Origin of the sequence: Methylacidiphilum kamchatkense Kam1, from assembly GCF_007475525.1 — a bacterium.
GTDB lineage: Bacteria > Verrucomicrobiota > Verrucomicrobiia > Methylacidiphilales > Methylacidiphilaceae > Methylacidiphilum > Methylacidiphilum kamchatkense.
On the sequence record NZ_CP037899.1, the window covers coordinates 1978552 to 1992892 of the forward strand.

Sequence of the window (14341 nt, forward strand, 5' to 3'; positions counted from 1 at the left end):
GCTACTTACTCCTGTAGAAGCGTGGCCATGTTCGGACTTATAGCCAATTCAAGGCCGCAACTTCAATGTAGCAAGCATTTTAAAAAAATTTGGTCCAGCCCTACACGCCAACCCATTTATGGATGGAGACAATGAATCTGACCCAGGCCATAGGACACGTAAGAAAAGCAGCTTTGCTAAAGTAAAGATTCGTTCCTCTTAAGATAGGCATAAAAGGGAATGGATTCCCCTAAAATCCCTTTGTAAAACATCTGACAGACTGAGCCTCGACGACTATATTTTGCCAGTTCGTCTTTTTTATTTATTGTTTTAGCAATGCCCTCATCCTCTTTTAAGCCGATCGCACCATCCGATGTCAGAGCTATTCTTTCCAGAATGAACCTAGAAGAAAAGATTGGACAGTTGGTTCAATTAAGTCCCAAGGATGGCATGCTATCTGAAGAGCTAAAAACTCTTATTCAAAAAGGAAAAGTAGGCTCCTTTTTAAACCTAACAGACCCCTCACAAATTGAAGAAGCTCAGCGGATCGCTTCGCATAAAAGCCGTTTGCACATTCCTTTACTATTTGCATTCGATGTTCTGCATGGTTTTAAAACCATTTTTCCTATCCCGATTGCTTTGGCATCTAGTATGGATGCAGAACTGATTGAGCAAGTAGCTCGTGCTTCCGCTAAAGAAGCAAGAGCTTTTGGAATTCATTGGACTTTTGCTCCCATGCTTGATGTTTGTCGAGATCCTAGATGGGGAAGAGTAGCCGAAAGTCCAGGGGAAGACCCTTTTTTAGCCTCTCTCCTTTCATCAGCATGGATCAAAGGGTTTCAAGGCACGAACCTTTCTTCTTCCAGTCTCCTTGCTGCATGTCCTAAGCATTTTGTCGGTTATGGAGCTGTCGAAGGTGGGAGAGATTACAATTCAGTAACTATATCTTATAGGCTACTTCAAGAAATCTATCTTCCTCCATTCCTCCAAGCCTTTAAACAAGGAGCATTTGCAACGATGGCAGCCTTTGTTGCCATTAATGGCTTACCGCCAGCCGCCAATTCACAGTTGCTAAAAGACTTATTAAGAAAGGACATTGGATGGGAGGGTCCAGTTATCAGCGATTGGAATGCTGTCAGAGAACTGGTCCATCATGGGATTGCTGAAAATGAAAAAGCTGCCGTGGCAATAGCCATAAATTCTGGTATTGACATAGATATGGCTAGTGGTCTTTATTCCCAATATTTAGAAGAACTCCTCAAAGAAGGAAAGGTCAAAGAAGAAACGATTGATGATGCTGTCCAGAGGGTCCTAACCCTTAAAAATAAGCTCGGACTTTTTACCCAAGAGCCACATCCTCTAAAGATAGATCAAAATAGATGGCAGACCATTCTTAAGACCAACAAGCAAATAGCTTTGGAAGCAGCCAAAAAATCCGTGGTGTTATTAAAAAATGAAGATGGACTGCTCCCCATTGCTCCTTCTATTCGCTCTATTGCTCTAATCGGTCCTTTCAGTGAAGAACGCAAAGAACATTTAGGCCCATGGTCTGCCATTGGAGATGGCAATGAAGTAATAACCCTTGCTGAAGGCCTAAAAAGATATGCTCCTAGGGGAACAAAAATCAACGTGGTTGAAGGCTGCAATAGGTTTCGCCATGGCACGGTGGATTATCAGCAAGCCCTCAAAATCGCTCAAAGTAGTCAACTGATAGTCGCAGCGGTGGGAGAAAAAGCAAATATGTCAGGAGAAGCTGCATCGAGAGCTTTTTTAGACTTTCCAACACAACAGCAGCAGCTTATTGAAGCCTTATTAGAAACCAAAGTCCCAGTTGTCCTCATAGTCTTTAGCGGCAGGCCGCTGGATCTCTCAAGAATCATTGCCAAAACAAAAGCAATCCTGCAAGCTTGGTTTTTAGGAACAGAAACCGGAGAAGCCTTAGGACAGATACTTTTTGGGCTCTACAATCCTTCTGGAAAGTTGCCGATCACTTTCCCAAGATCCGTCGGACAGATCCCTATTTATTACGCTCAACTTCCTACCGGTAGACCAGCCAACCGCTCCTTTCCCTCCAGCCGCTATATCGACCAAAGCACCACCCCCCTTTTCCCTTTTGGTTATGGATTAAGTTATACTACTTTCCATTACAGCTTCCCTACTCTCAATCGTTCCAGAATCAATTATCATCAAACATTAGAGATCCAGACAGAAATAGAAAATACAGGCACGGTTCCTGGAGAAGAAATCGTACAGCTTTACATTCGTGATCCAGTAGCTTCCATTTCAAGACCTTTAAAAGAATTAAAAGGAATACAAAGAGTCTTTCTTAACCCTGGAGAAAAACAAAAAATTAAATTTACTATTTCCTCCGAGGATTTAGCTTTTATAGATTATGAAGGGAAAAGAAAGATTGAACCTGGCCGGTTTTTTCTCTGGGTTGGACCCAATTCAACAGAAGGGAAAAGAGCACAGTTTGATCTTATCCCATAATCCTACGCCTGCCGAAAAAAAACATTTACAAATAAACCAAAAGAAACTTTTGTCTCGTATCGCTTTTTCTTTTTTAAGGAAAAGAAATTCAAAAGGCTGTGGCTACCACCAAGATAACAAAGAACTCAATGCTCTCTCTGTATTGTGACTTAATAATTTGCATGCTACTATTTCCAACAAAATATTTTCGTATATTACAAAGTATAGTGCTAATCCAATGCCTTTTTCAAACGCTTCGCTGCAATGAGACGCTCTGCTTCCCTAGATAGCCCATATGCAATCATCGGTAAGAGCCGTTTGGCAGAGGAACTCCGAAGAATGATAGCAATCGCTGCTCTGACTGATCAACCAGTATTGATTTCTGGAGAAACTGGCAGTGGCAAAGAAATCGTTGCAAAAGCCATTCACTTTAGCAGTTCAAGAGCAATGCACCCTTTTGTTTCCATCCATTGTGCATCCCTTCCCAAAGAATTAGCTGAGAATGAAATCTTCGGGGCCCATTTTGCTGGTGTAGAATCTCAGAGGACGGTTATGGGACATAAAGGAAAAAAATTAGAGGCCATTGGGGGCACTCTTTTTCTTGATGGAGTAGAAGAACTGGAAGCTTCTCTCCAATCAAAACTTCTTCGCCTTTTTGAAGAAGAGAAAATCACCAAAGCTAGATCTATTCGGATAATAGCTTCTAGCAAAGAGACGATTGAAAAAAATATACAAAGTGGACAATTTCGTAAGGATCTTTTCTACCGGTTAAATGTCATTCGCATCCATACACCTCCCCTTAGAGAAAGAAAAGAAGATATTCCTGATTTAGTCCAATTTTTTATTGCTAAATATGCAAAGGAAAATCCCAAACGGATATCAAAAAAAGCGCTTTCTTTACTCTATAGATATCATTGGCCAGGAAATGTCAGGGAATTAGAAAATCTAATTATTCGACTTTGTCTAACTCAGCCAAAAAAGACCATAGAGCCTATGGATATTGATCTGCCTTTTAATAATCCACTTGAAATAAAAGAAATCCAAAATCTTTTCAACTTACCTCTTCCGAAAGCCTTAGAAGAACTTGAACAAATGTTCATCCATAAAGCTCTTGCCGAATGTCCCACTCGCTCGGCTGCCGCTAAAAAACTTGGAATTGTAAGACCCCTGCTTTACGCTAAGTTACGTAAGTACGATATCCGTTAATATTTCTTTTTCTTTTCTTGCTTTACAAGGATAGTAAATTTTCTTTTAAAAAAAGAAGGATTTTTCCATGGATTTCATACAAGAAGACAACTCCTATTTTCACTCTACTAAAAAAATCTATCCTCCACTTCCATGCTCGCAGAACGATTTAGTCGATTCCATGCAAACGTATTTTACCCTCTACAAAGAATCTATTGCTCATCCTGAACTTTTCTGGGAGAAAATAGCCAAAGATATCGACTGGTTCGAACCATGGACTAAAGTTTTCGATGGCCAATTCCCTCATTGTCAGTGGTTTTGTGGAGGCAAACTTAATGCAGCTTATAATTGTTTAGATAGGCATTTAAGCGGAAATAGAAAACATAAGACTGCCATACTCTGGGAAGGAGAATTTGGAGAAAGGATTTCTTACACTTATCAAGAGTTAAGTCAAGAAGTGGCTAGATATGCCAATGTCTTAAGAAGGCATGGAGTCAACTGCTCAGATACGGTGATCATTTTCATGCCTTTAATCCCCCAAGCGATCATCACTATGCTTGCGTGTGCACGTATTGGCGCTATTCACAGCGTCGTCTTTGCTGGATTTAGTGCAAAGTCACTCCTTGAACGAATAGTTGATAGTGGAGCCAAGATCATTGTTAGCGCCGATGGTGGCTTTCGGAGAGGCAAAATCATTCCTTTAAAAGAGCGTGTGGACGAAGCGCTTAAACACAGCTCACAAGTTCAAAAAGTCCTTCTTTTTAAAAGGACAGGGGCCCCCATTGGGTGGTGCCATGGCAGAGACTATTGGATGGAAGAAGAAGCTAGTTTGGTTGAAACTACTTGCGAGCCGGTTCCCTTAGACAGTGAGCATCCCCTCTTCATTCTTTATACCAGTGGCACGACCGGAAAACCAAAAGGGGTTGTCCATTCCACCGGAGGCTATTTGGTTCAAACGGCTTTCAGTTCGAAGATTGTATTTGATCTACAAGAAGAGGATTTATACTGGTGCACGGCCGATATTGGGTGGATTACTGGCCATAGCTACGTCGTCTATGGTCTGCTAGCTAACGGAGCATCCGTTTTCATTTATGAAGGAGCTCCCGATTTTCCTTCTTACGACCGATTTTGGCAGCTAATCGAAAAATACAAGATCACTATATTCTATACCTCTCCCACCGCGATCCGATCCTTTATCAAGTGGGGGACCCAATGGATAGAAAAACATGATCTCTCTTCCTTAAGAATATTGGGCAGTGTCGGAGAACCTATTAATCCCGATGTATTTTTATGGTTCTACAAAAATATTGGCAAAGAAAAATGTCCCATCGTAGACACATGGTGGCAAACGGAAACAGGGTCTATTTTGATATCCCCTCTGCCCAAGGTTACCCCAATGAAACCTGGTTCAGCCACTTTTCCACTTTTTGGAATAGAACCTGAGGTCGTTGATGAAAAAGGGGAGCCCATGCCTGCTGGGAAAAATGGGTTGTTGGTCATAAAAAAACCATGGCCTTCGATGTTAAGAGGCATCTATGGGGATGAGGAGAGTTTCAAAAAAATTTACTTCAGTAGAATCCCAGGAGTATACTTTACAGGGGATGGAGCGTATAAAGATAAAGAAGGTTATTTCTGGATTATAGGCAGAATCGATGATGTGATCAATGTCTCAGGACATCGCATTGGATCTGCTGAATTAGAAAGCGCACTCATTAGTCATCCAGCAGTTGCTGAAGCTGCAGTCATTGGAGTCCCTGATCCAGAAAAAGGAGAGGCTCTTATAGCCTACGTAACACTCAAAGAAGGATGGACTTCGTCATTGGACTTAGAGAATGCTTTAAAGGAACATGTTGTAAAAGAGATAGGCTCTATAGCAAGACCAAAGGAAATTCGATTCATTGATGCATTACCTAAGACTCGAAGTGGCAAAATTGTTCGCAGACTTCTAAAAGAAATCAGTCGTGAGGGGCATATTTCAGGAGATATAACCACGCTAGAAGATAGCCAGTGTTTAGATAAGCTAATAAAAGGCTAAAAAATATTCTTGATCGCCAACGAGAAATAGTCTATGGCAAGTTTGTTTTCTATTTTCCTTCCTTGCCTGTAGACAAAAACGGCTGAGATTAGTTTTTTTAAGAACTTTCTTTTTTGAGTCTTCCTTGGAAAGAAGAGAGTCAGAGAACACGATATGCAGCCTAAAAAAAACCAATATACAGCTAGACCCATGAAAACGATCTTGCTTTTAATTATTTCCAACATATTCATGACTTTGGCATGGTATCTGCACTTGAAATTCAGACACAAACCTTTACCTACAGCTATTATGATGAGTTGGGGACTAGCCTTCTTTGAATATATTTTTCAGGTGCCAGCCAATAGAATTGGATCGTATTCTTTTAGCGTGACTCAACTGAAAGTGCTTCAAGAATGTATTACTCTGGCAGTCTTTACCCTGCTTGCTTGGATCATTTTCAAAGAGTCCCCTAGCTGGAATCTCTTGATTGCCTATCTATTCATCATAGGAGCGGTATTCTTCGCTTTTAAAGGATAAAAATAGAAAAAAAACTTTGATCTACAATTTAAGATCTCAAGAATGTGAAAACATAGAAGGCCACCGAAAGTCTTATACTTAAAACCGAAAGGTTTACCCTTTTGAATTCTATGTCTGATAGAGTTATATCCTCTTACCTTTGAGATAGATCGGCTTTGCGAAAAAATAGCCCATATACCACCAGATAAAATACATAATGATAGATATAAACCCAGAAAAGAAAGCGGAGACTCCAAGCACGCCGCCAGCAAAGCTCCTCATTGTTCCAGTTTCTACCATTCTTAAATATTCAGGTGTTGAGGTTCGAATATACTGGTATTGAATAAGATCAGCCACACTGAGGAGTTGCCCTTCCCACAGGACAGGCACATGGTATGGCGCAATCATAGGCCAATTTGACGGATAAAAAAGCAGCCCCCATAACTCTCCACCCACTAAGGCAGTCACAACAAAGTTATTTGTAGTCATTAAGATCCCATCTAAAACAATCGCTTGCGGCAGCAATGTCTCAGGAAAGACCAAATTAATAGGAAACTTAGCCCATGCCCAAAAATTAATAATCCGATTCAACCATTGTCCAAGCAAAAGGCCAAAGCATACCATAGTCGCCCCTGCAGGGAATTTCCAATGAGTCCATAAAGCTGCTTGGACGGCAGCAGGAAAACAGATAGTCGCAATTGGAACTATGACTGGCCACCACATCCTATCTTTTAAATCGATCCAAAAAGACCAGTCTCCAGCAAAGAGTTGTTGATGAATCCAAGCAGCTGCTACAGTTGCAAGAAAAATGATCAAAAGGACAGCCAAATCAAAGCGTTTCCTGACAAAATCTGCTTCGATTTCCCTCTGAGTCAAGAGTTGCTCATTCATATTGGAGATTCCCTCTTCCTTCCTTCCTTCTTAATTGCTATTTTTCACCCTTTTTATTTATTCGGAAGAATGTTCTTCTCACAAGAACAGAATAAGGGATTAATACAAGCCTCAGGATTTTCTATAACAGTCGAGGCGCTAGGTACCTCTGCCCCTAAATAAACTTGATCGATTAGACTATAGACTCTTGGACATACCGTTACTAAGACTCCATATAGAGACAACGCCCCCCAAGCAAAAATTGCAAAACCCCAATGGAGTGGTGCAGAAAAGACCTCTTCCATGAACCAACGCGTATGACCAAATTCATTAAGACCAACGTTGGGGAATATCATTAAAGGAGAAGCCACTAAAATAACTAATGGAAGGGAGGTAGCTTTTGCAAATTGAGGTAACCTAGTTAAAGCATACATCAACAACGTTAATCCTAAAATGATATAAACGGGATAACTTTGATAAAATTCAATAATATGACTAGGAGTAAAGCTTGTGTCTCTGATTACAGTTTGATGCCAAGTCGCATCTTGCTCTGCATAATAAGCTGCAATAAAGACAGCAAAAGCATACATTAGAACAAACGATCCCCAAATCCAGTATCTTTTTAGTTCTTCTGCAGGGGAAAGATTTTCAAGGTTTCTGTCTCTTGTCTGCCACAAATACACGACAACAAAAAGAGCTACCAAAGCCTCAATAATGAGTTCAGCCCATAAGACACTCATCCAATATTGTTGGTATTGTGGAGTTGAGTAATCAAGGCCTTTCGTAAAGGCAAAGAGCCTTTGATAGACATAGTCGATGGTATTTAACAGGAAAATCAGTCCAATACCGAATAATGGAAGTTTAAGAGAAAAAGCAGATTTTCTTGGAACTTCATAAATAGTAAAAATTGCGTTTTTTTCTACAACACTTGGAATATATGCTCCTCTTTTTGATGGATACAGAAGGGTTTTTTATGTTTAAAAAGAAAAAATCGCGATAAAAAAATTCACTTTTCTAAAAAAAAAAATTTTGACAATAACTGAAAAATAAAGATTCACTTATCCAGCAATTGAGCTGATTAGATCATTCTCTTCAAAAATTAAAAAAAGTTTTATTGGACATCATGGGGAGAAGGAGGAATAGGAGGCTTTTGTTTTTCAGAAGGGGCTGTCTGATTTTTTTCTTCTGAATCTATTGTATAGTTTTCTATTTGCTGATAATTTGATGGGACAACAAAAAGCTCCTCTGGCTGTGGCCCCACTTTATAATCCTTCCACTCAACCAATACATTTCCTTTTTCTGGCATTATTTGAACCGGTGCTCCAGTCTCCTTGCCAATCCAAAAGGTGGCTTTTCCCGCTTTGGATTCCATCAAATATTTATCGCAAAGCACTCCTTGAAGCGTATCGGTACCAACAGGAGTCCATTTAGCAGCAGGATCTCCTGGGGTTATATCGAAAAGGGGAGTTTCCTCTTTGACAGGATGTTCAAAATAAATTCTTTCATCTGGAAAAAGAGTATAAATCGTCTTTTTGTCTTTACGGATTATATTGATCTGCTGCTGCACTCCCGTCGGCCCTTCAACTCTAATTTTATCTCCATCAACAAAGATCTTTTGAACAATTTCTCCTCCTCCGACTTTAATAATTTGCATTACGGAAAATTGTTTAGGTAAGCTAAACGGCCTTTGAGCAAAGGCCACAAAAGAGCTACAAACTAGAAAAGAAAAAGCCGTTAATAAAAATAAACCCACCTGTTTCATCATTTCTTTTTTATATAGTAACAGAAACACAACTTCTAGAAGATAATAAAACAACTTAAGGATCAGCGATGTTATAATGACAAGCACAACCTTCGGGAAAAACTCTCCAACATTCCAAATGCCACTTCATTTTTTTATTCCTCCAATCAACTTCCCCAATGAGACATTGCTTCCTTTCAACATAAAAGGAAGGAATCCATAACAACGAAATCCTTTGGACAACTCCTGCTAGCAAAGCCATTTTATTGGCCTCAGGAGAACCTAAAAGAAAAAAGGGATGACTCCTGGCTATGATCTCTTTAAAAGTTTTAAGACTAATAGGTTGTAATCGAACAAATTGGTCTTGATCTTCTTGATCTAAATGAACCGGAAGATCTGTAAAGAGATTAACTGGGAAAGCCTCCAAAGGTAATAATCTATGACAAAGCAAAGAAGGAGAAAAATCAGTGCTGAGAAATTTGCCATCCAGGCTGATAGCTGCAAGCAAGGTGCAAGCTGCTTTAATCCTCATCTTTTTGTCCCAAAATCGTGCCAATAGCTAGTCTTGCCCCACGAGCAAAATCAGCCGCATGCATTTTCTTTCTTCCCTCGAGTTGAACCTCTCTTAACAACAGACCGCCAGCACGCCCTGCAGCAACTAAAACTCCATGCTTATCTATACGCACAACTTCTCCTGGATTCCCTCTAGCCCGATGAGAAATAATTACTTTGTAAATTTTTAGGATCTTTTTCTCTTCCCCTATTTTCAACGTAGTATAAGCCACAGGCCATGGATTAAAAGCCCTGACCATTGCATCTATTTCCTGTTTATCTTTTGTCCAATCTATAAGCGCCTCCTCTTTCTTTATTTTCCTTGCATAAGAAGCCAGTGCATGATCCTGAGGAATCCGCGGCGCTTTCCCAGCCTTTATTGCTTCTAGAGACTGAATAATCAATCGTGCTCCTAATTCGGCAAGACGATTATGCAAGGATTCAGCCGTGTCATTCGAGCGAATTAATAGTTTTTCACTTGTTAAAATATCACCTGTATCTATCCCCTCATCCATCCAAATGACGGTTACCCCCGTCTCTTTGTCCATGTTCTTTATGGCGGCTTGGATTGGTGATGCCCCTCTATATTTAGGAAGAAGCGATCCATGGATGTTCAAAATCCCAATAGAAGGAATCCCAAGCACCTCTTTAGACAATATCTGTCCATAGTCACAAACAACAATGATATCGGGTTTTAGGAACTGAATTTGTTGGATAGAACCTGCTGAATTAATATTTTCAGGTTGAAAAACCCATAAATGCAATTTCAAGGCAGCTCTTTTGATAGGTGAAGGTAAAAGCTCTTTTTGTCTACCAAAAGGTCGATCCGCCTGAGTAATAACTCCAGGAATGGTATATCTTCCATCCAGGGCTATAGCTTCAAGACTTGGAACACCAAAATCTCCTGTACCTATAAACACTACTCTCATTCTCTAATATTATTCCATGCTATTCTTGGTTTTTCTTAAAAAGACTTTCTTTTTAAATATGACCAAAGGTAGAATCAAATCTATACTTTTTAGTTCTTTTTTAACCAATACACCCTGTTGTTCCTTTAGATGAAGAAGGGAAGGCATTCACATTATTTATTTATCCAATGAAAAATCAAGGATCTGCTTTACCAATAGAAAATGCAATCGAAAAGGCGATAGAACTTTTGCAGAAAGGAGAAGTTGTTGCTATCCCTACGGAAACTGTCTATGGCCTGGCTGCTGATGCTCTCAATTCCGAAGCTGTAGCCCGACTGTTTGAACTTAAAAAAAGGCCGAAAATAGATCCGGTAATTGTCCACTGCTATTGTGCAAGCCAAGTTTTTTCCTTTGTTCAGAACCTTCCAGAACCAGCTAGATTTCTTGCTACGATGTATTGGCCAGGTCCCCTCACTCTGGTCTTAGAAAAAAAAGATTCGATTCCTGATATTGTTTCGGCAGGGCTTCCTTTTGCCGGATTTAGGGTACCCAAACATCCTCTAACCCTAAAACTGATCGAAAAACTTGGCAGACCACTGGCAGCGCCTAGTGCAAATAGATTTGGGAAAATTAGTCCTACGACCGCACAAGCCGTCTTCGAAGAATTCAATCATCTGATTCCTTTAATTCTTGATGGAGGGCCATGTCCAGTGGGTATTGAATCGACAGTCATTTCGTTTACCCATGACCCTCCCTTGCTGCTCCGATATGGTGCCATCCCTAGAGAGGAAATAGAAAAGAGAATAGGGCCATTGGCCGTCCCTGCTCCCAATACAGAATGGAACCTAGCACCTGGCCGATTCCCTAAACACTATGCTCCTTCAGTCCCGGTGGAAATTATCTCCTCCCTCTCAGAGATTCCCTACTGGAAAAGAAAAAATGCTGGCTTGATTTTCTGGGGAAAAGAAGACACGACAGGATTCAAAGTTGTCAAAAATCTTTCCAAAGAAAGATCACTGATCGAAGCAGCCGCAAATTTTTTTCAAATGCTTCGAGAATTGGACAAAAGCAACATAGAAAAAATCTATGCGTTACTCCTGCCAGAGGAAGGTTTAGGAAAAGCTATCAATGAAAGAATCAAAAAAGCAGCTGGCTCCCCCTCGCTATAGAAAACAGCACCTTAGACCAATCTTGCAGCTTGTTGCCTCCTATCATCTAAGATGCAGGTATATATTTGCATCTTTCTTCTCTGGCAGAATGTCAACACTAAGCAGTGGCCAAGTCCCTGGTGGTATGGCCATAGGGACATAAAGGAATGCCATTTGGAAGCCTGAAGGATTTGGTTCTATGAAGTTCTACGGTCTTGAGCCTGTGGAGAGGGAAAGACACGGCGCTTGGGAGAACGTTGACCCTAAAACTATTCTCGATCCCTGTGTGGGAAGGAGAAAGTCTTAAGGAACAGTATCAAAGCAATTAAGGAAGCAAAGGCTCTTCACCTTCCTCTTTTCAGGAACTACTCGAGCGATCGAGGTGACTTTATCATCGCTATCCAACTGAACAAGTCGTACCCCTTGGGTATTTCTGCCTGTCTTTCGAAGATCTTTTACTTTAATTCTGATAACATTGCCTTTGAGCGTCAATAGCATCAGTTCATCTTCTTCGAAAACGGTTCTGGCCGATACCACTTTGCCTGTCTTCTCTGTGGTTTTCATTGTCTTTATTCCATAGCCTCCCCTCTTCTGTCGACGGTATTCTTCAAAAGAAGTTCTTTTCCCTATCCCCTTTTCTCCCACAACAAGCAACGTTGCTCTCTCATCTACCACAGCAGCTCCCACCACTTCGTCCCCTTCTCGAAGATTAATTCCTATAACTCCAGCAGCATTTCTACCCATGGAACGAACCTGGGTTTCTGAAAATCTTATGCTTTGCCCCTCTTTGGTAATTAAAACAATATCCTTTTGCCCATCGGTAAACATACAATCGATCAGTTTATCATTCTCCTCAATACTAATTGCCGTTATGCCACCTTTTCGGATATTTTGAAAATCGGCAACGGGCGTCTTTTTTACGCGTCCTTTTTTGGTACAGAAAAAAATATAATCGTTTTTGTCCCAGGAAGTCTCTCTTGAGTCTGAAACTTCGGAATTGGCAACGATTCGCAACATCGAAGCGATCTCTTCGGTAGGTTTTAATTCAAGGAAATTGACTATGTTTTTGCCTTTGCTCGCTCTTTCTTTTTCTGGAATCTCATATACTCTCTGAATGTAAACCCTTCCATCGGTAGTGAAAAAGAGCAAATAATCATGAGTGGAAGCATTGATCAGATTTTCGACAAAATCTTGTTCCTCTTCTTTGCCAACTTCCTGGGTCGCCATGCCCACAACCCCTCTTCCCCCTCTTCTTTGGGACCTATAATTATCAAGATTGGTTCTTTTAATAAAACCATTATGCGTCAGAGTGATGACCACACGCTGGTTTGCCACTAAGTCTTCGAAACTAACTTCCCCTGCCTCTTGGAGAATCTTCGTCTTTCTAGGATTACCATACTTCTCTTTGACTGCCAGAAGCTCTTGCTTTATAAGAGCCCAAATTTTCTCTTCGCTTCCCAAAATCTCTTTAAACTGCTCAATTTTTTCAAGCAACTCTGCATATTCAGAGGCTATTTTCCCCCTTTCGAGCCCAGTGAGTTGATAAAGACGCAAATCCAGAATAGCTTCTACCTGTCTTAGGCTCAGGCTATAGACTCCCTCCTCTGTTATTCTATCCTGGGCAATGAATATGCCAAGGGTTTCAAGTAAACGGGTTGAAAATTTTAGTTCTAAAAGCTTTTTCCGAGCTTCTTCTCGATTCGTTGATTCTCTTATCAATCGAATAAAATCTTCAAGCTGGCTTAAGGCGATCAAGAATCCTTCAAGGATTTCAGCTCTCTCCAAGGCCTTGTTTAAATCAAAGCGGGTTCTTCTGACTATGACATCATGCCTATGATCTAAGTAACAAAAAAGGAGTTCTTTTAAATTGAGGGATTTGGGGCGTAATCGATCAATTGCCACCATATTGACCGCAAAAGTGGTCTGTAGGGGCGTGTGCTTGTAGAGATTATTAATGACAACCTTTGGTATGGCATCTCTTTTGAGTTCTATCACTACCCGAGTATTCTCGTCGGATTCATCCCTTATATCCGCAATTTCTGGAATAATCTTTTGGTTAACGAGTTCCCCAATCTTTTCAACTAAAGAAGCCCTGTTGACATTATAAGGAATTTCGTCGATAACAATTGCCGACTTGCCCCCTCTTAACTCTTCAAAATGCACTTCCCCTCTCACTTTCAGGCTACCTCTCCCAGTGGTAAAATAACTGACAATGCCTTCCTTACCCAAGATAACTCCCCCCGTAGGAAAATCCGGGCCTTGGATGTATTTGAGAAGATCTTCAGCAGAAAGACCTGGTTGATCAATCAACGCAACCAACGCATCAATAGTCTCAGAAAGGTTATGGGGAGGAATATTGGTAGCCATTCCTACAGCAATTCCCGTTCCTCCATTAACGATTAAATTAGGGAAGGCAGCCGGAAAAACTGCTGGCTCCATTTGCGTTTCATCATAATTGGGAACAAAATCAACCGTGTCCTTCTCCATATCCGCCATGAGCAAAGCTCCAGCAGGAGAAAGTCGGGCTTCAGTATACCTCATGGCTGCTGGTGGATCGCCTTCAATGGAACCAAAATTTCCTTGCCCATCGATCAGCACTTCCCGCATTGCCCATGGTTGAGCCATATGAACAAGCGTTGGATAGATAGCTTGATCCCCATGCGGATGAAAATTCCCCATTGTTTCTCCCACAATTTTTGCACATTTTAAATGCTTGCGGTTAGGCGCTAGCCCTAGCTCGTGCATAGCAAAAAGAATTCTTCTCTGGGAAGGTTTTAATCCATCTCTTACATCCGGTAAGGCCCTTGAAATAATCACCGACATCGCATAGTCTAGAAAACAACTCTTCATCTCCTCGGATACATCTACCATCCGAACAGATGAGTTATCTCTGATTGATAGTTGCTCGTTGTTTTCAGAATTCTGCGCCATAAGTTTCCATCAGTCTAAGAATTGTTTT

11 protein-coding genes are annotated in these 14341 nt (G+C 40.8%); 5 read left to right on the forward strand and 6 right to left on the reverse strand.

Features of this window, described 5'->3' with window-relative positions; translation table 11 throughout:
• The first annotated feature begins 315 nt into the window (after positions 1-315).
• From kam1_RS09125 to kam1_RS09140, 4 genes are all read left to right on the forward strand, one after another.
• The gene (locus kam1_RS09125; protein WP_039720863.1) at positions 316-2469 is read left to right on the forward strand and encodes a glycoside hydrolase family 3 N-terminal domain-containing protein; all 2154 of its coding nucleotides are present in this window, start codon (positions 316-318) and stop codon (positions 2467-2469) included.
• A 243-nt stretch (positions 2470-2712) separates the two neighbouring features.
• Positions 2713-3654, forward strand: a complete 942-nt coding sequence (locus kam1_RS09130) for a sigma 54-interacting transcriptional regulator (RefSeq protein WP_039720862.1) — start codon at positions 2713-2715, stop codon at positions 3652-3654.
• Positions 3655-3730: 76 nt separating this feature from the next.
• A complete protein-coding gene (gene acs, locus kam1_RS09135) occupies positions 3731-5668 on the forward strand; it encodes an acetate--CoA ligase (protein WP_391524878.1) in 1938 nt (645 codons plus the stop codon).
• A gap of 189 nt (positions 5669-5857) precedes the next feature.
• A complete protein-coding gene (locus kam1_RS09140; protein ID WP_039720860.1) occupies positions 5858-6184 on the forward strand; it encodes a DMT family protein in 327 nt (108 codons plus the stop codon).
• 123 nt (positions 6185-6307) lie between these two features.
• On the opposite strand, the gene amoA is transcribed toward kam1_RS09140, so the two are convergent.
• From amoA to fmt, 5 genes are all read right to left on the reverse strand, one after another.
• Positions 6308-7054, reverse strand: coding sequence for a bacterial ammonia monooxygenase, subunit AmoA (amoA, locus tag kam1_RS09145; RefSeq protein ID WP_039720859.1), 747 nt, complete (start codon positions 7052-7054; stop codon positions 6308-6310).
• Between the two features lie 53 nt (positions 7055-7107).
• A complete protein-coding gene (locus kam1_RS09150; RefSeq protein ID WP_315861690.1) occupies positions 7108-7995 on the reverse strand; it encodes a methane monooxygenase/ammonia monooxygenase subunit C in 888 nt (295 codons plus the stop codon).
• A gap of 149 nt (positions 7996-8144) precedes the next feature.
• A complete protein-coding gene (locus tag kam1_RS09155) occupies positions 8145-8798 on the reverse strand; it encodes a DUF4412 domain-containing protein (RefSeq protein ID WP_235276769.1) in 654 nt (217 codons plus the stop codon).
• Positions 8799-8850: 52 nt separating this feature from the next.
• On the reverse strand, positions 8851-9306 hold the full coding sequence (locus kam1_RS09160; RefSeq protein WP_039720856.1) for a hypothetical protein: 456 nt from the start codon (positions 9304-9306) through the stop codon (positions 8851-8853).
• On the reverse strand, positions 9296-10255 hold the full coding sequence (fmt, locus tag kam1_RS09165; protein WP_039720855.1) for a methionyl-tRNA formyltransferase: 960 nt from the start codon (positions 10253-10255) through the stop codon (positions 9296-9298). Before fmt ends, kam1_RS09160 begins: the two co-directional genes overlap by 11 nt.
• Positions 10256-10422: 167 nt before the next feature.
• Here fmt and kam1_RS09170 point away from each other — a divergent pair, with 167 nt between their 5' ends.
• Positions 10423-11403, forward strand: a complete 981-nt coding sequence (locus kam1_RS09170) for an L-threonylcarbamoyladenylate synthase (RefSeq protein ID WP_052250412.1) — start codon at positions 10423-10425, stop codon at positions 11401-11403.
• Positions 11404-11685: 282 nt separating this feature from the next.
• On the opposite strand, the gene gyrA is transcribed toward kam1_RS09170, so the two are convergent.
• Positions 11686-14313, reverse strand: a complete 2628-nt coding sequence (gene gyrA, locus kam1_RS09175; RefSeq protein WP_143958408.1) for a DNA gyrase subunit A — start codon at positions 14311-14313, stop codon at positions 11686-11688.
• Between the last annotated feature and the right edge of the window lie 28 nt (positions 14314-14341).